Annotated in this window: 16 protein-coding genes; 5 read left to right on the forward strand and 11 right to left on the reverse strand. The window is 62.1% G+C overall.

The features are described from left to right. Positions 1–106: 106 nt before the first annotated feature. On the forward strand, positions 107–1,570 hold the full coding sequence (locus tag LT40_RS07385; protein ID WP_043188307.1) for a glyceraldehyde-3-phosphate dehydrogenase: 1,464 nt from the start codon (positions 107–109) through the stop codon (positions 1,568–1,570). 167 nt (positions 1,571–1,737) lie between these two features. Here LT40_RS07385 and tcuC read toward each other — a convergent pair whose 3' ends face one another. The 7 genes from tcuC to LT40_RS07415 all read right to left on the reverse strand — a co-directional run bounded on the left by tcuC (position 1,738) and on the right by LT40_RS07415 (position 8,173). Then, the gene (gene tcuC, locus LT40_RS07390; RefSeq protein WP_043188310.1) at positions 1,738–3,027 is read right to left on the reverse strand and encodes an MFS transporter; all 1,290 of its coding nucleotides are present in this window, start codon (positions 3,025–3,027) and stop codon (positions 1,738–1,740) included. Between the two features lie 181 nt (positions 3,028–3,208). Next, positions 3,209–3,433 (reverse strand): DUF6555 family protein, encoded by a 225-nt coding sequence (locus tag LT40_RS07395; protein ID WP_043188313.1) that lies wholly within the window; start codon positions 3,431–3,433, stop codon positions 3,209–3,211. Positions 3,434–3,550: 117 nt separating this feature from the next. After that, entirely contained in the window at positions 3,551–4,801 is a 1,251-nt protein-coding gene (locus LT40_RS07400; RefSeq protein WP_043193433.1) for a D-mannose isomerase, read from the reverse strand. A gap of 106 nt (positions 4,802–4,907) precedes the next feature. Continuing rightward, positions 4,908–5,066 carry a hypothetical protein gene (locus tag LT40_RS21720; RefSeq protein WP_167335518.1) on the reverse strand — a complete coding sequence of 53 codons (159 nt, stop codon included), beginning with the start codon at positions 5,064–5,066 and terminating at the stop codon, positions 4,908–4,910. A gap of 50 nt (positions 5,067–5,116) precedes the next feature. Continuing rightward, positions 5,117–6,304: an MFS transporter gene (locus tag LT40_RS07405; RefSeq protein WP_043188316.1), complete on the reverse strand. Its 1,188-nt coding sequence runs from the start codon at positions 6,302–6,304 to the stop codon at positions 5,117–5,119. Positions 6,305–6,313: 9 nt separating this feature from the next. Then, positions 6,314–6,589, reverse strand: a complete 276-nt coding sequence (locus LT40_RS07410; protein ID WP_043188319.1) for a DUF3253 domain-containing protein — start codon at positions 6,587–6,589, stop codon at positions 6,314–6,316. A gap of 123 nt (positions 6,590–6,712) precedes the next feature. Next, positions 6,713–8,173 carry a sugar porter family MFS transporter gene (locus LT40_RS07415; RefSeq protein ID WP_043188323.1) on the reverse strand — a complete coding sequence of 487 codons (1,461 nt, stop codon included), beginning with the start codon at positions 8,171–8,173 and terminating at the stop codon, positions 6,713–6,715. A gap of 391 nt (positions 8,174–8,564) precedes the next feature. Here LT40_RS07415 and map point away from each other — a divergent pair, with 391 nt between their 5' ends. After that, positions 8,565–9,323: a type I methionyl aminopeptidase gene (map, locus tag LT40_RS07420; protein ID WP_043188327.1), complete on the forward strand. Its 759-nt coding sequence runs from the start codon at positions 8,565–8,567 to the stop codon at positions 9,321–9,323. 48 nt (positions 9,324–9,371) lie between these two features. Here the strand turns inward: map and LT40_RS07425 are convergent, their stop codons facing one another. The 4 genes from LT40_RS07425 to LT40_RS07440 all read right to left on the reverse strand — a co-directional run bounded on the left by LT40_RS07425 (position 9,372) and on the right by LT40_RS07440 (position 15,654). Then, positions 9,372–9,740: a response regulator gene (locus LT40_RS07425; RefSeq protein WP_043188331.1), complete on the reverse strand. Its 369-nt coding sequence runs from the start codon at positions 9,738–9,740 to the stop codon at positions 9,372–9,374. A gap of 21 nt (positions 9,741–9,761) precedes the next feature. After that, positions 9,762–11,207, reverse strand: coding sequence for an ATPase domain-containing protein (locus LT40_RS07430; protein ID WP_084139740.1), 1,446 nt, complete (start codon positions 11,205–11,207; stop codon positions 9,762–9,764). A 174-nt stretch (positions 11,208–11,381) separates the two neighbouring features. Next, positions 11,382–12,722: a cation:proton antiporter gene (locus tag LT40_RS07435; protein ID WP_043188337.1), complete on the reverse strand. Its 1,341-nt coding sequence runs from the start codon at positions 12,720–12,722 to the stop codon at positions 11,382–11,384. Positions 12,723–12,867: 145 nt separating this feature from the next. Next, positions 12,868–15,654 carry an RHS repeat domain-containing protein gene (locus LT40_RS07440; protein WP_043188339.1) on the reverse strand — a complete coding sequence of 929 codons (2,787 nt, stop codon included), beginning with the start codon at positions 15,652–15,654 and terminating at the stop codon, positions 12,868–12,870. Positions 15,655–15,873: 219 nt separating this feature from the next. Between LT40_RS07440 and LT40_RS07445 the strand changes: the two genes are divergently transcribed. The 3 genes from LT40_RS07445 (at position 15,874) to LT40_RS07455 (ending at position 19,434) form a co-directional block, all read left to right on the forward strand. Further along, entirely contained in the window at positions 15,874–16,830 is a 957-nt protein-coding gene (locus LT40_RS07445) for a sugar ABC transporter substrate-binding protein (protein ID WP_043188343.1), read from the forward strand. A gap of 70 nt (positions 16,831–16,900) precedes the next feature. Continuing rightward, positions 16,901–18,445 carry a sugar ABC transporter ATP-binding protein gene (locus LT40_RS07450; RefSeq protein ID WP_043188347.1) on the forward strand — a complete coding sequence of 515 codons (1,545 nt, stop codon included), beginning with the start codon at positions 16,901–16,903 and terminating at the stop codon, positions 18,443–18,445. Beyond that, a complete protein-coding gene (locus tag LT40_RS07455; protein WP_043188350.1) occupies positions 18,442–19,434 on the forward strand; it encodes an ABC transporter permease in 993 nt (330 codons plus the stop codon). Before LT40_RS07450 ends, LT40_RS07455 begins: the two co-directional genes overlap by 4 nt. The last annotated feature ends 1 nt before the right edge of the window (position 19,435 follow it).

The following is a 19,435-nucleotide window of genomic DNA, read 5'->3' on the forward strand; positions in this document are numbered from 1 at the left end:
CGGTTTTTTTGACGGCCCTATTCGCCAATCTTCACGACGTCGATAAGCGCAGATTGCTCCGGCCGCGCGGCGAAGTCATAATGTAGCCCGTTTTCTCAGCCCCTACATGTGGAAGGTTACCGTGACTCAGAAGCCCGACCAGTGTCTTGGTGAATGGATCGATCGTGAAGCTCTCGCCGAAGCGATGATTCCTTTGATCGGCCAGCTCTACCGCAATAACAACGTAGTCACCTCCATCTACGGCCGCAGCCTGATCAACCGTTCGGTGATCGAGCTGCTCAAGGCGCACCGCTTCGCTCGCCATCGCCAGTCCGATTCCTCGGAGCTGTCGGTGCACGAGACGTTCCCGCTGATCAAGGCGATGAGCGAACTCAAGCTGGGTGCGGCTTCCGTCGATCTGGGCAAGCTCGCGGTCAAGTTCAAGGAAAGTGGCAACGGGCGCAACGCCGAACAATTCGTGCGTGAAGAGTTGGCGGACGTGGTCGGCCAGCAGAACCAGGGCGAGCGTACCGGCACCGACGTGGTGCTGTACGGTTTCGGCCGCATCGGTCGCCTGCTGGCGCGCATCCTGGTCGAGAAGGCCGGTGCCGGCGACGGCCTGCGTCTGCGTGCGATCGTCGTGCGCAAGGGCGCCGACAACGACCTGGTCAAGCGCGCCAGCCTGCTGCGTCGCGACTCGGTGCACGGCTCGTTCGACGGCATCATCCATGTCGACGAGGCGAACAGCACCCTGACCGTCAACGGCAACCTGATCCAGGTCATCTACGCCAAGAACCCGAGTGAAGTCGACTACACCCAGTACGGCATCAAGAATGCCCTGCTGGTCGACAACACCGGCGTCTGGCGCGATGCCGACGGCCTTGGCCAGCACCTGGCCTGCCCAGGCATCGACCGCGTGGTGCTAACCGCACCGGGCAAGGGCAAGCTGAAGAACATCGTGCACGGCATCAACCATGGCACGATCACTGCCGACGACAAGATCGTGTCGGCCGCGTCCTGCACCACCAACGCCATCGTGCCGGTGCTCAAGGCGGTCAACGACAAGTTCGGCATCGTCAACGGCCACGTCGAAACCGTTCACTCGTACACCAACGACCAGAATCTGATCGACAACTTCCACAAGGGCGACCGTCGCGGCCGTTCGGCGGCGTTGAACATGGTCATCACCGAGACCGGCGCTGCTACCGCTGCCGCCAAGGCGCTGCCCGAACTGGCCGGCAAGCTGACCGGCAACGCCATTCGAGTACCGACGCCGAACGTCTCGATGGCCATTCTCAACCTGAACCTCGAGAAGGCCAGCACCCGCGAAGAGATGAACGAGTACCTGCGCTACATGGCGCTGCACTCGGACCTCTCCCGCCAGATCGACTTCGTCAACTCCCAGGAAGTGGTATCGACCGACTTCGTCGGCTCGCGCTACGCCGGTGTGGTCGACGCCGAGGCCACTATCTGCAACGACAACCGCGTCGTGTTGTACGTCTGGTACGACAACGAATTCGGTTACAGCTGCCAGGTGGTACGCGTGATGGAAGACATGGCGGGCGTCAACCCTCCAGCCTTTCCTCACTGAGCCTGAGCGCTGAATGAAAAACGTCCCGACTGGTTCGGGGCGTTTTTGTGTGTGGGGTGTCAGTGATGGCCTCTTCGCGGGCAGAGCCCCGCTCCCACAAGTGCCCGTATTCACATAACGACAATCTGTGGGAGCGCGGCTCTGCCCGCGAAGGCCGCACCACGGTGTCAGGCTTGCGCCGCCAAAGCCGTGCGCTGCGCATGCCGGTCGCCGCGAAACAGCACTAGCGTCGCTATCAGCCCCAGCACCGCCGCGCCACTGAGCCAGATGCCCGGTGCCGCCTTGTTGTCCAGCGCATGAATCAGATAGGTACAGGCCACCGGCGTGAACCCGCCAAAGGTCGCCGTGGCCAAGCTATAGGCCAGTGAAAACCCGGTGGTGCGCACGTCCAGTGGCATGATCTCGGTCAGCGCCACGACCATGGCCCCGTTGTACGAGCCATACAGGAACGACAGCCACAGCTCGACCATCAACAGACGAGCAAAGCTGGGGTCCGCTACCAGCCACGACAAGGTCGGGTAGGCCGTTAGAATCGCCAGCACCGTGGCCGCGAGCAGCAACGGCTTGCGCCCGATCCGGTCCGACAGTGCGCCCATGATCGGCAGCCAGATGAAGTTGGAAAGGCCCACGGCCATGGTCACCAGCAGCGCATCCATGTCCGACAGGTGCAGCTCGTTCTTGCCGAAGGTCGGTGTGTAGGCGGTGATCAGGTAGAACGACACAGTGGTCATCACCACCAGCGCCATGCCGGCCAGGACCAGACGGAAGTTCTGCGCCACCGAATGCACGACCTGCTTGAGCGTAGGCCGATGGGTGCGCGCTTCGAACTCGGGCGTCTCTTCCAGCGAGCGACGGATGAAGAAGATCACCGGCACGATCATGCAGCCCACCAGGAACGGTACGCGCCAGCCCCATTCACCCATTTGCTGCGCATCGAGAAACTGATTGAGCAAGACCCCGAGCAGGCCGGCGAAGACCACGGCAACCTGTTGGCTAGCGGACTGCCAGCTGACGAAGAAACCCTTGCGCCCCGGCGTGGCGATTTCGGCCAGGTACACCGACACACCACCCAGCTCGACCCCTGCCGAGAAGCCCTGCAACAGCCGCCCAAGCAGGACCAGCAACGGCGCCGCAACGCCCAGGGTCGCATAACCAGGTACGCAGGCGATCAACACCGTCCCCAGGGCCATCAAGGCCAGGGTCACGATCAAACCTTTGCGACGCCCGTGGCGGTCGATGTACGCACCTAAAAAGATGGCCCCGAGCGGGCGCATCAGAAAGCCGGCACCAAAGGTGGCCAGCGACAGCATCAGCGAAGCGAAGGCGCTGTCGGCCGGAAAGAAAGTCTTGGCGATGGCCGTGGCGTAAAAGCCATAGACCATGAAATCGAACATTTCCAGAAAATTGCCGCTGACAACGCGAAAGATCGCTTTGCCTTTACCCACCTCAGACGTCATGGCTGTGCTCACTTTACTTGATCTTGTTGGTGCTCCAGGGTTGAAACGCGTTGGCCCAGCGGGCACAACGGTTCAGCACTGGGAACATATCTTGTAACAATATGTTCCAGATCCACCTCAGGTAAAGTGAAGATGTTCGCTAGCTAAGCAGTTTGACGAGGGTAGGCGTGCCGCGCATCGCTCAGGCTGGACGCCAGCTGACTGCGTGGATGCCGAATTTTTCCGCCAATGGCTGGCTGGTTTTTTTCACGTGCTCGCGGCCGAACCGGCCAATGCGGCCCACCCCGGCGTCGCAGCTTGCCCAGTGCCAGGCTTCGCTGGCGTCCATTTTTTCGGCGCGGATGACGAATGACTTCGGATCGCCGTGAAGGGTGTAGTCAATGACGAACAGTTTCGCGTTGTTCATGGGGCCGGGAATCTTCCTTGTGGTGTGCGTCGCAGTCTGGTTCGGAGTCCGGCCCGTCTGAATAATTCCGTTGGATCGGCGCAGCTGCGCCGGTCCACTGGCCGCGCTGCCCCTGACTCAGCCCAGACCGGCCTGGCGGGCCAGCGCGGTCGCCAAGCTCGGGGCCAGTGGCAGGGTGGGCAAGAGCGTTGCCTGATAGGCGTGATAAAGATCGGGCTTGCCTGGCCAGATGGTCCACGCCGGTCGATTGCAAGTGTCCAGCTCGTGGTGCCAGCTGCCATGTTCACGGTCGATCAGGTACAGGTCGATGTAATCCCAGAACTCTCGGTACCACTGCTCATAGCCTGCATCGCCGGTGCGCTGGTGCAACGCGGCTGCGGCAGCCGCCGCCTCGGCCAGCGTCCAATGCAGGCGCTGCGCGACCACTGGCCGCTGTTGCCAATCCACGGTGTAGACGATCCCCGGCTGGCCATCTACGGTCCAGCCAACCTGACAAGCGGCAGCGAACAGGCGCTGGGCGTCTTCGGCCAGCCAGCTCGGGTTGGCCAGGCCGATGCGGTGCCGTGCGGCTTCCAGGTGCAGCAGCAGCCGCGCCCACTCGAAGGCATGCCCGGGGGTTTGCCCGTAGGGACGGAACTCGTCGCCGGGACGATCATGGTTATAGTCGCGCAGTGGTTGCCACTGGGCATCGAAATGCTCCACGGGCAGGTAGCCGGCGGCCGCCGCATGCTGGTGGATCATCCGTTCGCTGATCGCCAGCGCGCGATCAAGCCATTTCACATCGTTGCACACATCGGCCAAAGCCAGGCAGGCTTCCACGCCGTGCATGTTGCTGTTGCCACCACGGTAGCGCTCGAGATCGCTCCAGTCCTGGGCATAGGACTCCAGAAATGCCTGCTCCTCTTCGCACCAGAAGTGTCGCTCCAGTATCTGCACCGCGTCATCCAGCAACGCTGCTGCATCGGGTCGTCCGGCCGCCACCGCCGAGCTCGCCGCCAGGGCGACGAAGGCGTGCAGATAGGCTTGCTTGCGCGAGGAGGGCTCGGCTCGCTCGCCGGCATACCAGCCGCCATGGCATGCGTCGCGCAACGGGCCGTGCAGCGCGCGCAGGCCATGGTCGACCATGGCCGCACTGCCTGGAATGCCTTGCAGACAGGCCAGGGCGAAGCTGTGGGTCATGCGAGCGGTCTGGATGGTCAAGGCGCCGCTGGCTAGATCCGGCCGACCGCGGTTGTCGAGGTCGGCGAAGCCGTTATCGATTCGCGAGGCCTTGGCGAATTCCAGCAATCGCTGGCCCTGCAGGGCCAGCCAGTGTCGGTGCGCGGGGAGGTTCAGCCAACTGTTCGTGGTAGCAGTGAGCAATTCCATCTGTACGAATGCCTCGCTGGGGATGCAGGAAGCATTCAGCATAGCGGTCCGTGACCGGCCCTGGGGTAGCGCCGGTCCGTACAGTCAGGCTTGTGGCCGATTCGGCCTACTGATAGGCGTCGTCTTCGTCTTCGAACTCTTCTTCCTGAAGCGGCACGGTGGCATCTTCGGTGGTCACCGAACCCGGATCCTCGCTGCCTGGATCATTGATGAAGGGCACACCGTTGGGGCCTTTTTCTTCTTTACCTTCGGTTTCAGGTGTCATGCTCATTCTCCTGTGGGCGGGCGTCGGTGAGCGACCAGCGTACGGTCGACTCAGGCATTGGACGCCCGGGCGCGGGCGACGTTCATGCTGACCATTGCCACGATCGCCACCAGCGCCACCAGTACGCTGAAGAACTCGGCGGAGTGATGCAGGCCGAACAGCGGAATGCTCACGCCCACCGCGATCACCGGCAGCGACATGGACACGTAGTAGACGATGAACAGCGCCGAGGTGACGCCGGCTTTCTGTCCGGCGGGTGCGGCATTGGCCACTGCGCCCATGCCGGCACGGAACGTGAGACCCTGACCGATCCCGCTGAGGGCGCCGCCCAGGACCAGTAGCCACAGCTGCGCGCTGGCGATACTCATGCCCAGACAGGCCACACCAAGGATCAATATGCAGCAGCCGACGCTCATCTGCGCGGCCTCGCGGATCCGTCTGACCCAGGCCTGGCCGACGATCGAGCCCAGGAACAGCACAAAAATCACGGCGCCGATCATCAGGCCCTGATCATGGCCCATCACTTGACGCATGATGGCCGGCACCAGCGAGGTGAACAGCCCGGTCACGCTGAAGCCGGCAAGACCGGCGATGGCTGCGGGAATGAACGGTCCGCGCACCGCTGCAGGCACGCTCGGACGCTGAAAACCCAGGCGTGGGCTGGCGGGCCGCTGCACCGTCTCGCCGACGGCCAGGATGGCCACCGCGGCCACCAGCAACAGCAGCAGGTGCACGATGAAGGCCAGGTGCACGGGCCACGGCAGCAACTGCGAAGTGAAGCCGGCCAGCAATGGCCCCAGTCCCAGGCCGAGCATGTTGGCGGCCGTGGCCACCAGTGTCGCGTTGGCCTGCCAGCGCTTGGGCGCCGCTTCGATCACCGCCACGGTGCCGGTACCGGTCATGATCCCGGCCGAGAAGCCCGAGATGAGTCGAGCCACCAGCAGTCCGCCGATGGAGTCGGTGCACAGGAAGATCACCGCGCTGACAGCGCCCATCGCCAAGCCGGCCAGCAGCATCGGGCGCCGACCCAGTTGATCGGACCAACTGCCGACCGCCAGCAACGCAAGGATCACCCCGGCAGCGTAGATGGCGAAGATCAACGTCACCCAGGTCGGGCCGAAGCCCAGGTGCTGTTGATACAGGGCATAAAGCGGTGTCGGCAGGGTCGTGCCCACCATGGTGATCAGGAACGCCAAGGCGATCAGCCAGAAACTGGTGCCGTTCGATTGTTTATTCACGTGCTGGCCTCACGGGTGCTTGAAGTGAGCGCCCCGGCGCAGCCTGATCGGCCCTTCCGGTTCGCTGTCGGGGTCCAGGCGCACGTCGCCCTGAGTCAGGTCGATGATCTGCGCAGCCGCGAGAGCCCTGGCCACCCGACGAACTTCGGGCATCAGCGCACGCCACGCGGGCTCTTCCTGCTCCAGCGAGCGGGCCACTTCCGAAGGGCAGATCGAGGCGCCGATAGCGCGTTGTTCGAGCAACTGCAGGACGCGGCTGGCGATGACGTCGTCGGGATGGATCATGGGAGGCGTTCGTCCTTGCAGGCGACATGGCGAAGGTGAAAACAACTTCAGCCATGTTACCTGCAACGTCCAGGACTGGACACATCGAACCGTTCGCGGTGCCAGGCCGCGAACGGCGGCGGTTCAGGCGCTGGCGGTCTCGTCGGGGGTGAATTCCTTCTCCATGTGCCGTTCGATCTGCTCCAGCGACTTGCCACGGGTTTCCGGGACACAGGTCATCACGAATATCAGCGACATGACGTTGATCACCGCGAATACCACGAAGGTATAGGGGCCGAAGCCGGCCAGTGCGATGGGAAACAGGAACGCCACCACTGCATTGCACAGCCACTGGAAGCACACCGCCGTGCCGGTCATCAGTCCGCGCAGGTGGGACGGGAACAGCTCGGACATCAGCAGCCAGTAGACCGGGGCGATGAAGGTCTGCATGAACAGCAGGAACATCAGGATACAGGCCAGCGCCAGGTAGCTTTGCAGCAGCGAGGAGGGCAGCAGGGTGAGCACGCAGCACAACAGCACCTGCGCCAGGATCACGAAGCACAAGCCGGTCATCAGCATCGGCCGACGGCCATGGCGGCCGACCAGCCAGATACCGATGAGGGTGGCGATCACCGAAGCGACACCGTTACCAATGGTCGCGGTCAGCGCCGCGTTGGTGCCCAGGCCCGTGGATTTCAGAATCACCGGGGTGAAGTACATGAATGCGTTGACGCCCGTGAGCTGGGCGACGAAGCCCAGGCCCATGCCCACCAGCAGCAGGCGGCGCAGCCACGGCTCGGACCAGATCGAGGACCAGCTGACATCGGCCCGCTCTTCCTCGTTCTGGGCAATGATTTCCTTCATTTCCTTGTCGACCTGCTTCTTGCTCGAGCGGATCTTTTCCAGCACTTCGCGCGCCTCTTCCATCCGCCCCTTGCTGGCGAGCCAGCGCGGCGAGGTGGGCACGAAGTGCATGCCGATCCACAACAGGGCGGCCGGAAGGATCGCGATGGCCAGCATCCAGCGCCACACATCCGGGGTGTGGGCGAAGTGCGCGAGCAGGGCATTGGACACGTAGGCCACCAGTTGCCCGGTGACGATCATCAATTCGTTCTGGCTGACCAGGCGCGCGCGCTTGTTGGGGCCGGCAATCTCGGCAATGAACATCGGCACGATCGCCGATGCACCCCCGACCGCCAGGCCCAGTACGAAACGGGTGGCGACCATGATCGCCACGCTCGGAGCCAGGGCCGAACCCAGGGCGCCGATCATGAACAGGATGGCCAAGCCCTTGAGCGCCGTCAGGCGGCCGTACTTGTCGGCCAGATGACCGGCGAACAAAGAGCCGAATGCAGCGCCCAGGATCAGCGACGATGCCACCAGGCCTTCGGTGAATGGGGTAAGCCCTAGGCCTCCTTGGTCGGGTCCCTGGGTCATGAAGGGCAGGGCACCGGAAATCACCCCAGTGTCATAGCCGAATGCCAGGGCACCCATGGTGGCGATGATCGCCACGCGCACCACGATCTGGCCGGGGGAGGTGCGCGTGGCATCGTTTTCCTCGCCCGCAGGCAAGGTGTCAGGTGCAGTGGTGTTGGAACTGGACAAGGCTCATTCCTTTCATTGCGCGCAGGCAATGTCTCGTGATGCGCCACGCAGGATCGCGCACGAAATGAGCAGGGCAGGTGTCAGCGTTCGGTGTTGCGATGCCGGGCAGGGAAAGGAACGGTCCCAAAGGCCGTCGGCGCCAGCGGATATTATGATTATGTCGAACTGCTTGAATCTTGACGTCTTTGAACCGGGTTCAAGGACACTGCCTTTGCGCTTTTCGCGGTCATCTGCCGGTGTGGCGCTGGGCTGTGAGTCTTATGAACAAAGTGGTTACAAAAAGTTTTGTATCGTTTGAAATTAAATGCTGTCATCGCGCAGAAGCCAGGAATCCAACGTGTCCTGTCAGCCTGCTCTGCTAGCATAGGCGTTCGAACAGCAGGAGAAATCAGTGAGCCGCAAAAATCTGAGTCGCACCCCGGAACAAGTCGCCATGGCCCGCAGCGCGGGTGCCCTGGCCGCTGACGTGCTGCGCATGATTGCACCGCATGTGCAGGCCGGCGTCACCACGCAACAGCTGGACGCGCTGTGCAACGCCTACATCGTGAACGAACTGAGGGTGATCCCGGCGAACGTGGGTTACCACGGTTTCACCAAGACGGTATGCATCTCCGTCAATCATGTGGTGTGCCACGGCGTGCCCAGCGACAAGGTGATATTGGTCGACGGCGACATCGTCAACATCGATGTGGCAGTCATCAAGGACGGCTGGTTTGGCGATACAAGCCGCATGTATTACGTCGGCGAGCCCAGCCCACTGGCACGGCGCCTGGTGGACACGACCCACGAAGCGATGCTGGCCGGGATTGAAGTAGTCAAGCCAGGCGCCACACTGGGCGACATTGGCCATGCGATTCAAACCGTGGCCCACCGTGAAGGCTTCAGCGTGGTGCGCGAATACTGTGGGCATGGTATCGGGCAGATTTATCACGATGAACCACAGGTGCTGCACTATGGCCGCAAGGGCGAGGGCATGCGCTTGACCGAAGGCATGATTTTCACCATCGAACCCATGATCAATGCTGGCAAGGCTGGCACCCGCCAGCTGCCCGACGGTTGGACGGTGGTAACCCGCGACCTGTCGTTGTCCGCGCAGTGGGAACACATGGTGGCGGTCACTGCCAACGGCTACGAAATTCTCACGCTGTAGCGCGTACGACACATGCCCGCGCAGGCGGGCATTTCCACGAACCTTGGGCTAGAAAGGCTCGAGCGGAACCAGCTGGCGAATCTTCTTTACCACTTCATTGATGTCGAAGGGCTTGTCGTAGACGGCATTGAACAGGTCGGGAGTGGCCCGTCCGACGCTGCCCTGTGCGCCACTCATCAACAGGATCGGCACAGACTTGAACGAGGGATGGCTGCGGATCTTCTGCGCCAGTTCCAGCCCATTCATGCCCGGCATCATGAAGTCGGTAATGACCAGCGCAGGACGCTCGCGATCGAGGATCTCCAGCGCACGCTTGCCGTTGCCGGCCTTGACGGCCATGTAGCCCTCGTCTTCGAGCGCGTAACCAAGGATGTCGGCGATGAGATACTCATCGTCGACGATCAGGATAGTGGCCATGTCAGTTCGACCCCGGAAACATCACGGATTCGATATCGTGGAGGCGCTACCTGATAACACTGCCTCTGCATTTTTGAACGCCTTTCTCAGGTCGATTCCGTGACCATGGATGACCAGCTCCAATAGCGACGGATCATAATAACTATCTCTGACTTTAAGAATGGAAAGCAAGCGCTTAAGTTCAGACTCATGTTCGACAAATCGAGTCAGCAGGACGTTGTCGACGATGCTGGAAAGGTCGGGCGCCGGTGAAGTGATTTCCGGACCGAACAACCCGCGAATCTCCCAGGTGGCAAACACGGTCACACCCCGTGTACGCAGCTCGCTCATGAGCGTGCTGAAGAACTCGGTCAAGCGTACGGTACTGGTTGCCGTGCGGGCCATCCCGCCCAGGCTGTCGATCAGCACGCGCTTGATGCCGTGGGTTTCCACCTGACGCAGCAGGCGCGCGCCCAGACCGTCGAGCAAGCCTTCGGTGGTCGGTTGCCAGCACACGTGCAGGGCGCCGCTGGCCTGCAGTGCTTCGAAGTCATGGCCCAACGACCGAGCCTTGACCTGCAGGCGCCGTTCCGATTCGTACATGCCGAACAGCAAGCCAGGCTCTTCGGGTGTGGAGGCGCCCAGGAAGTTGATCCCCAGACTGGTCTTGCCGATCCCCGAGGGACCCATCACCAGCGTCACCGAGGAGCGCGGCAGACCGCCACCAATCAGGTTGTCCAAATCAGGAATGCCGCTGGGCACCCGGCTCAGATCGGTGAGGTCGGGGCAGGAAGGGCGGCTGTACAGACTCTCGAGGCGCGGATAGACCACCAGTCCATCGTCGGTGATCTCGCATTCATGCAGGCCCGACAATGCACCGCTGCCGCGGGTCTTGCGCAACTGGATACGGCGGACCGAACGGGTGTTGAACAGCTCCTCGCCCAGTTCGATGACGCCATCGACCATGGTGTGCTCAGGGCTGCCATCGTCCAGTCGCGAGCTGGTCAGGAACAACACCGTACACCCGGCGAAGGCCGCATGGCCTTGCAACTCGGAAATGAACTTCTTGGTGTCGATTTGCGAATCGGCCTTGGAACGGGCATTCAGGACGCCATCGACGATCAGAATCGTTGCCTTTTGCCGGCTTATTTCGCGACGCAGCAGCTTGACCACCTCATCCAGGCCCTCGTTCTCCAGCGTGTCGAAGGCACTGACGAACTGAATTTCGTTGCCGATTTTCGAGGCGTCGAAAAAGCTCAGGGTAGAGAGGTACTGAAACAGCCGTTCATGGGACTCGGCCAGCAGCGTGGCAACCAGGACCCGGCCGCCTTCGCGCACGTGATTGAAGCCCAACTGATTGGCCAGGATGGTTTTGCCTGAACCGGGACGACCCTGCACGATGTAGGACGCACCGGCCACCAGCCCACCCTTGAGCAACAAATCGAGCCCTTCAATCCCGCTAGCGAGGCGCTTTAGCTGTTCCAATATCCGATCTGCCTGTATGGGTTATGCATGATCGGCCTCGTCTGGATGACAACGACCGATCCATCAAATGCTGGCGATTCTATACCTTTTTGGCAGGGTGGGTGCATCCGAAGCCATAGCCGCGGCTCGCGCCGCTGCTGCAGAGATCGTCCTAGCCTTGGCATATTGCATTCACCATTAAGCCGGCTTTCGCCGCCGTTCATAGTGCTCGAGCAGCGGCTGGGTGCTGATGCCGTGTACCAGGATGCTCAACGCCACCACCGACAGCGTCAGGCTGATACACACCTGCTCGACCGATTCAGGCAATTCGTGTGCCAGGGCATAACACAGGTAGTAGATCGACCCGATCCCACGTATGCCGAACCAGCCCAGCAACGCGCGCTGATGCCCATCGAGCAAGCGGCGACTCACCAGCAGCCACACGCTCAATGGCCGAATCACGCAGAACAGCGCGGCCGCCAGGCCCACCGCTCGCCAATCCCAATAGGCGGACAAGGTCGCCCCCAGAATGGTGATCAGCAGTACCTCCATGGACCGTTCCACCAGATTGCCGAACACCAGGATGTCGCCCATCATCACCCCAGCGGCCAGCTGCCCATCTTCCAGATCGTTCGGATGGGTGACGGTGCCTTCTTCGGGGGCCATGTCACGGTGGCCGCTGATCGGTTTCGCCAGGTGCTCCGAAGGCACCTCGGAGTTCGACGTGCGTACCTCCGCCTGCCGCAACCCCAGGCCTGCGGCGAACACGGCGAGAAAACCGAAGGCGCCCACGGAGGCGGCGGCAAAGTAGGACAGCGCTATCAAGGCCAGCGCCAGAAAATCGTTCGGCGAGTTGGTGCTGTCGGCGTGGCGCACGCGCAGGTAGATCATCAAGTGGCCGATTGCCCGGCCCATCCCGTAACCGATCAGCAATCCGACCGGCACGCCCCACACCAGATTTTCCAGGGCCCACTGACCCAGCCAGTGGCTGTCGAGGCTGCCATGATGCAGCATCAGCAGGCTCAGGATCACGAAGGGAAAGGCGGTGCCGTCGTTGAGCCCGGCCTCGCCCGACAGCCCGAAGCGCACGCGGTCGAAATCCTGCGCGCTGTTCACCTGGACCATGGACGCCAGCACCGGATCGGTCGGCGCCAGCATCGCCCCGAGCAGCATGCTCACCCCCCACGACAAGCCCAGGGCATAGTGCGCCACCAGGCATACCCCCAGGATCGAGACGATCATCACCGGGCCTGACAGCATATAAGCTGCGCGCCACGCACTGCGGCCCAATCCCAGCCGCAATTTGATGCCAGTGCTGAACAGCGAAAACAACACCGCGGCCTCCGCCAGGCGTTCCAGCCACGAAGCGGTGTCCTTGAAGTCGGTGGTGAACAGGCCCAGCCCCATTGGGCCGATGGCCACGCCGAATGCCAGGCACACCGCGGAGGTGGTCACTGGCAACCAGCGCAGGTAAGACGCCGTCAGCGCCAGCATCAACAGCAGGACGCCCAGCACGGCCATCCACAAGATAAAGCTCATCAGGCCTCGTCGGGCTCTCACCCATGAAATGGCTACAAAATGTAACCGCTACTGGTGTGACTGCTCATGTGTCTGTTAGTTGAGCGACAAAACGTCGCGGGCGTCATGAGGGGCACCGCTCGTCCGATCTAGCGTTACCCGATGCTTATGGATGGCCAGAAAGTCCGTAGCTCTGTCTGACTTGGTCCGTGATTCCTCCGCGATTGGACGCGTTGATCGTTTTCATCTGCCCCATGAGGTTTTCGCCCGTCTTGCTGGCGAGCAAGTCCCTATGGGTTTTGGCGATCTCTCCCAGCTCCTCGGCGCCATGCACCACCCCGGTCACTGTCCATGCTGCAGACAGTATCTTGAGGCCAGCCTTCGCGACCGGATGAGGCACGATTGCTGCCGCTCCATCCAAACCGGCCTTGACCGTACCTCCGAACGATAGACCGGTAATCAGCTTGTCTTGCGCCAGCTCTTCCAAGTCGTTTACCGAATTCTGAAGCTGCTCGGTCTTGGTATTGGAAAGTGTGGCCAGCTCGGCGGTGCTCTGCACCACTTTTTTAGCTGTTTGCACAGTGCCCTTGACGCCTTGCACGACGCCCTGTGCAGCATCAGTAGCCACCGCGCCCGCCAAGGATGTCTTCTCGAGTTGCGAGACGCTGCCGCTATGGCTGAACTCGGCCACGGTACTGATAGTCGACGCCCCTTCGAGGACCGCCTGGGCGCCCGGTAGTTGTCCATGGGCCAGATGCTCGGCAGTTTCGGCCCGACCGATAGCGCTGTCCTTAATCTGACGTGCAGGGCTGAACTCGTCCTTCATGCGTTGGATCTTTTCGATCGCTTGATCCGCTCTACGATCGCCCATGGAGCCACTCGGTGCAGGCGCGGATGCCTGTGGCGCAGGCTGTGCTGCCTTTTCGTTATGCTTCCACGCCTCGTAGCCCAATCCCGCTGCGCCAACACCGCCTCTGACCATGATCCGCAACATGCGACCATCGTCATCCACCGCTGACGCTGGCGAGTTGCGGACCATGGCGTAAAGGTTCAGGCCATCCACCGTGCCTGCCGGATCGGCGCTCAGCCAGCGACCGATCCATGGCTGGTAGTAGCGATAGCCGTAATAGTAGAGTCCGGTATGGTCACGTTCTTTTCCTGAATAGCGGACCGTCTTGTATCGGGCTTCGACCTGACTCCGGCAAGCCCATATGGCCGTGGCGCCGAACGGGAAGAACTCTTCGCGGCTGATCACCTGGCCTTCGCCGTCCAGCTCTAGTCCGTGACTGCCGAGCAGGTCTGTATAGCTGTAGCGCAACTGGTCGTTGGCCACACCGTTGGGGCTGCCTGCAGGCCAGTGCAACAGACGAATGTGCTCGCCCACGCTGATGCAGTGCAACGCTTGCCCGTCGTTTTCATGCCATTCCAGTCCCGGCAAATAGCGGGTAGTCCCCAGCGCATGGGTCTTGCGCAACCGTTGATGCTGAAGGCCATAGAGGTAGTGCTCGATGCCACCCCCTGTACAGGCAACGCTGCGCAGTTGCATGCGGCTGTTCCAGGTAGTGGTTTGCGAGTGATCCAACGCCCGCTGCTGGCCAGCAGCGTCGAAGTGATCGTCGATCTGGCTGGGGTCGTCGCACAGACTGCTCGGCAGCGTCCGATTGCTGCGGGTGGAGGTCGTTAGCTCAGTGATGAAGCCCGCGCCGGTTGCCGGTACGCTATGCCGAATGGCTTGCAGGTTGCCGGCCTGGTCATACACGTATCGACGGCGGTAGCGAGCGTAGGCACTGGTGTCGATGGCAAGCGCGCCAGGTAGCTCGCTGCCGACTTGACCGAGTGCGGCCATTTGCCGACCACACGTTTCGATGAGCTGCGCCAGTGAGTCATAGCGATAGTCTTGCTGCGGCTCGATTTTCTGATTGCGCCAAAAGCGAGTCTGTTCGGCGTCATTGCGCACCTGGGTCACTAGACCCGTCGGGTCGTACTGGTAGCGTAGGTATTGCATTGTACGGCGGTCTCGCAGGCGCAGAGTATGCAGGCCGACCAGGCGTTGGCTATCAGGTGCGTAGCTATGGGTCACGACAATGCCATTGGCATGCCGCTCTACTTCCTTTTGCCCGCCTGCACCGTAGCTCACGTCCAGCACCGCTGGGATCTCGGTCCTCTGCGCGAGGGTGCCCCAGCTGGCTCGGAACTGCCCGCAACGGTCACGGCCATAGCGTTGACGATGCCCTTTGGCATCCTCGCTGGCGACGATGGCGCCACAGGCATCGAACGCTACCGTGCTGATCATGGGTTCTGGTTCCAGGAATTCGGTCCAGGGCTGGGAATCATCGCCGTTCCAGTCACTTTCGGCATGGCTGGCAAGCAATTGCAGGCTTTCCCTGGCAATCGCACCATGAAGACTGCGCGCCTCGACAACGTTTTTACCGCCGCTGTCGAAACGTGAGTGGCAATGGCCGGCCAGGTTGCGTGCCTTGGTCCACTCGCCAACGTCCGCCCATTGCCAGCGTTCGGCTGTACGCCAGACTTGTGCGGCGTCACGTTCGTGAACCGCCAGCAGGCGGCCGGGCAATGGTGCATGTTCATAGTTCCGGGTCTGCGCGACACCATTGGCGAGCCAAGTCATTGCCTCACGGCCGCTGGCGTCAAGCAAGATCACCTCTGTCCCGGCGTCGACGCTACGGCTTTGCAGGCATCGACCGCTCAAGCTGTGGCGGTGCTGCAGATTGGCAGCCACATTCGCTCCGTTGGCTTGAGCCGTATGAAGACGCGGGTCGATACTGTATGCGAGCTGCCCACTCGCATTGTATCCCTGGCGCGTGATGTGCGCGTGGGCGGCGCCAGGTTGGTCACGGTAGTAGGCGATATTGCGCAGCGCCAGCAAGCGGTTGTCGAATACCTGAAGTGCAGGGGTAGCGTGATGAATCGCGTGAGACGCAGAGTGGGTCATGGCAGCACCTGTAACCTTGGAATCGAGTGTGGGTTGCTCTTCCTTGTAACCCGTGGCGCCATCTGGAGGCCCGTGGTGCGGTCTGTTACGACGCTTGCCACAAAGCTTTCAGGCAATTGACAAATCCCCGATCCCTGACCATAGTTCCCTTCACGCAAACGTTTGCGGTTGCCCGCGAACTGTTGCTCGAAAATAATCATAAGATCGGAGTAACCCCTCATGAAGCTGCCCTTCGCTGGACGCCTGCTTGCCGTCTCCCTGATGGCTGCCATCGGCACCGTCGCCCCGTTGCAATCCTCCTTCGCCGATGCCCAGAAGCCCAAGGTCGCGCTGGTCATGAAGTCTCTGGCCAACGAATTCTTCCTGACCATGGAAGACGGCGCCAAGAGCTACCAGAAGGAACACGCCGCCGATTTCGACCTGGTGTCCAACGGCATCAAGGACGAGTCCGACACGGCCAACCAGATCCGCATCGTCGAGCAGATGATCGTGGCCAAGGTCGATGCGCTGGTCATTGCCCCGGCAGACTCCAAGGCCCTGGTACCTATCATCAAGAAAGCCATGGATGCCGGTATCAAGGTCGTCAACATCGACAACCAACTGGATGCCGGCGTGTTGAAAAGCAAGGGCATCCAGGTGCCGTTCGTAGGCCCCGACAACCGCAAGGGCGCCAAGCTGGTGGGTGACTACCTGGCCAAGCAACTTGCCGCAGGCGACCAGGTCGGCATCATCGAAGGCGTACCGACCACCACCAATGCACAGATGCGCACTGCCGGTTTCAAGGACGCCATGGAAGCGGCGCAGATGAAGATCGTCTCGGTGCAGTCGGGCAACTGGGAAATCGACAAGGGCAATGCCGTCGCTTCCGCCATGCTCAATGAATACCCCGACCTCAAGGCCCTGCTGGCCGGCAACGACAGCATGGCGCTCGGTGCGGTCTCTGCGGTGCGTGCCGCCGGCAAGGCAGGCAAGGTGCAGGTGGTGGGCTACGACAACATCAATGCCATCAAGCCGATGCTCAAGGACGGCCGCATACTGGCCACGGCTGACCAGTTCGCCGCTCGCCAGGCAGTGTTCGGTATCCAGAGTGCCCTGGGCATGATCAAGGGCGACAAGCTCGACGTCGACGCCAACGGCGTGATCCAGACCCCGGTCGAGCTCGTCACCAAGCCCTGATGCAGAGCGTCTCGTGGCAGGCCTGGGCATTGCCTCGGCCTGCTATCGGCAGGCGCGTCTGGAGAACCCTATGACATCCAATGTTGTGCTGTCGGTGAGTGGCATCGGCAAGACCTATGCCCAGCCGGTGCTGTGGGACATCGATCTGCAACTGCACCGTGGCGAAGTGCTGGCCCTGACAGGCGAGAACGGTGCAGGCAAAAGCACCCTGTCCAAGATCATCGGCGGGCTGGAAGCGCCGACCACAGGGCAGATGCAGTTCCAGGGTCAGCCCTGGCTGCCGGGCAGCCGCACCGCCGCCGAGCGTGGCGGGGTGCGCATGGTCATGCAGGAACTCAACCTGCTGCCCACCCTGACCGTCGCGGAAAACCTGTTTCTTCACGAACTGCCCAGCCGCGCAGGCTGGATCGACCGTCGGCGCCTGCGTGAACAGGCTCGTCAGGCGATGGCTCAGGTGGGCCTGGACGCGATTGATCCGGACACCCTGGTCGGCGATCTGGGAATTGGCCATCAACAGATGGTCGAGATCGCCCGCAACCTGATCGGCGAGTGCCGGGTGCTGGTGCTCGACGAACCCACCGCCATGCTCACCGCGCGCGAAGTCGACATGCTGTTCGCGCAGATCCTGCGCCTGCGCGAACGCGGCGTTTCCATCATCTATATTTCCCATCGCCTGGAAGAGCTGGCCCAGGTCGTGCAACGCATCGCCGTGCTGCGCGATGGCCGTCTGGTGTGTGTCGAACCGATGGCGCGCTACAACAGTGAGCAATTGGTCAACCTCATGGTCGGTCGCGAGTTGGGCGAACGCATCGACCTGGGTGAGCGGCGCATCGGCACGACGATGTTTCAGGTCCAGGGCATGAGCCGTGGCGACAAGGTCAAGGACGTGTCCTTCGACGTGCGCCAGGGCGAGATCTTCGGCATTTCCGGATTGATCGGGGCAGGGCGCACCGAGCTGCTGCGGCTGATCTTCGGCGCCGACACCAGCGATGCCGGCACCGTTGCTATCGGCCTGCCACCCAAGCCGGTCAACATTCGCAGCCCCGCCGATGCCGTGGCCCACGGCATTGCCCTGATCACCGAAGACCGCAAGGGCGAAGGTCTGCTGCTGTCGCAGTCCATTAGCGCCAATATCGCGCTGGGCAACATGCCGGCGATTTCTGCCGCTGGCATCGTCAACAATCAAGCCGAAGGCGCCTTGGCACAGCGCCAGATCGAGGCCATGCGCATCCGCAGTTCGAGTCCGGCACAGACCGTGTCGGAGCTGTCCGGCGGCAATCAACAAAAGGTGGTGATCGGCCGCTGGCTGGAGCGCGACTGCGCCGTGCTGCTGTTCGACGAGCCCACCCGCGGCATCGATGTGGGTGCCAAGTTCGACATCTACGCCTTGCTCGGCGAGCTGACCCGTCAGGGCAAGGCCCTGGTCGTGGTCTCCAGCGACCTGCGCGAGCTGATGCTGATCTGCGACCGCATCGCGGTGCTCTCGGCCGGCCGCCTGATCGACACGTTCGAGCGCGAACATTGGAGCCAGGATGAACTGCTGGCGGCCGCGTTCGCCGGTTATCAAAAACGCGATGCGCTGCTGGCCGAGCCTGCAGCAAGGACCTCTGCATGAAAACTTCGACGCTGCCCAAAGCTACCCCTGGCACAAAATCCAGCGGCACCTACCTGGGCCTGGGTACCTACCTCGGTCTGGCTGGCGCCTTGCTGGCCATGATCGTGCTGTTCTCCGTGCTCAGCAGTCACTTCCTGTCGTACAGCACTTTCAGCACCATTGCTAACCAGATTCCCGACCTGATGGTATTGGCTGTCGGCATGACCTTCGTACTGATCATCGGCGGCATCGACCTGTCGGTGGGCTCGGTGCTGGCACTGGCTGCTTCCGCCGTCAGCGTCGCAATCCTCGGCTGGGGCTGGAGTGTGTTGCCCGCCGCGCTATTGGGCATGGGCTGCGCGGCGCTTGCCGGGACCATCACCGGTTCGATCACCGTGGCCTGGCGCATCCCCTCGTTCATCGTCTCCCTGGGCGTGCTGGAAATGGCTCGCGGGGTCGCCTACCAGATGACCGATTCGCGCACGGCCTACATCGGCGACGCCTTCGCCTGGCTGTCCGACCCGGTTGCCTTTGGCATCGCGCCCTCGTTCCTGATCGCCCTGGGGGTGATCGCCATCGCCCACCTGACCCTCACACGCACGGTCTTCGGCCGCTACCTGATCGGCATCGGCACCAACGAAGAAGCCGTGCGCCTGGCCGGGATCAACCCCAAGCCCTACAAGGTGCTGGTGTTCTCGCTCATGGGGCTCCTGGCCGGGGTGGCTGCACTGTTCCAGATTTCCCGGCTGGAGGCGGCTGACCCCAATGCCGGTGCTGGCCTGGAGCTGCAGGTAATCGCCGCGGTGGTCATCGGTGGGACCAGCCTGATGGGCGGACGTGGCTCGGTCATCAGCACCTTCTTCGGCGTGTTGATCATTTCCGTGCTGGCTGCCGGCCTGGCGCAGATCGGCGCGAGCGAACCGACCAAGCGCATCATTACCGGTGCCGTGATCGTCATCGCCGTGGTGCTCGATACCTACCGCAGCCAACGCGCACGCAAGCGGGGTTAGC

It is taken from the genome of Pseudomonas rhizosphaerae, from assembly GCF_000761155.1.
Classification (GTDB): domain Bacteria; phylum Pseudomonadota; class Gammaproteobacteria; order Pseudomonadales; family Pseudomonadaceae; genus Aquipseudomonas; species Aquipseudomonas rhizosphaerae.

Coding starts and splice junctions, on each gene's coding strand:
- LT40_RS07450 (WP_043188347.1), top strand. CDS start 16,901: ATGACATCCAATGTTGTGCTGTCGGTGAGTGGCATCGGCAAGACCTAT.
- LT40_RS07435 (WP_043188337.1), bottom strand. CDS start 12,722: ATGAGCTTTATCTTGTGGATGGCCGTGCTGGGCGTCCTGCTGTTGATG.
- LT40_RS07395 (WP_043188313.1), bottom strand. CDS start 3,433: ATGAACAACGCGAAACTGTTCGTCATTGACTACACCCTTCACGGCGAT.
- LT40_RS07445 (WP_043188343.1), top strand. CDS start 15,874: ATGAAGCTGCCCTTCGCTGGACGCCTGCTTGCCGTCTCCCTGATGGCT.
- LT40_RS07455 (WP_043188350.1), top strand. CDS start 18,442: ATGAAAACTTCGACGCTGCCCAAAGCTACCCCTGGCACAAAATCCAGC.
- LT40_RS07425 (WP_043188331.1), bottom strand. CDS start 9,740: ATGGCCACTATCCTGATCGTCGACGATGAGTATCTCATCGCCGACATC.
- LT40_RS07385 (WP_043188307.1), top strand. CDS start 107: ATGTGGAAGGTTACCGTGACTCAGAAGCCCGACCAGTGTCTTGGTGAA.
- LT40_RS07410 (WP_043188319.1), bottom strand. CDS start 6,589: ATGATCCATCCCGACGACGTCATCGCCAGCCGCGTCCTGCAGTTGCTC.
- LT40_RS07440 (WP_043188339.1), bottom strand. CDS start 15,654: ATGACCCACTCTGCGTCTCACGCGATTCATCACGCTACCCCTGCACTT.
- tcuC (WP_043188310.1), bottom strand. CDS start 3,027: ATGACGTCTGAGGTGGGTAAAGGCAAAGCGATCTTTCGCGTTGTCAGC.
- LT40_RS21720 (WP_167335518.1), bottom strand. CDS start 5,066: ATGACACCTGAAACCGAAGGTAAAGAAGAAAAAGGCCCCAACGGTGTG.
- LT40_RS07400 (WP_043193433.1), bottom strand. CDS start 4,801: ATGGAATTGCTCACTGCTACCACGAACAGTTGGCTGAACCTCCCCGCG.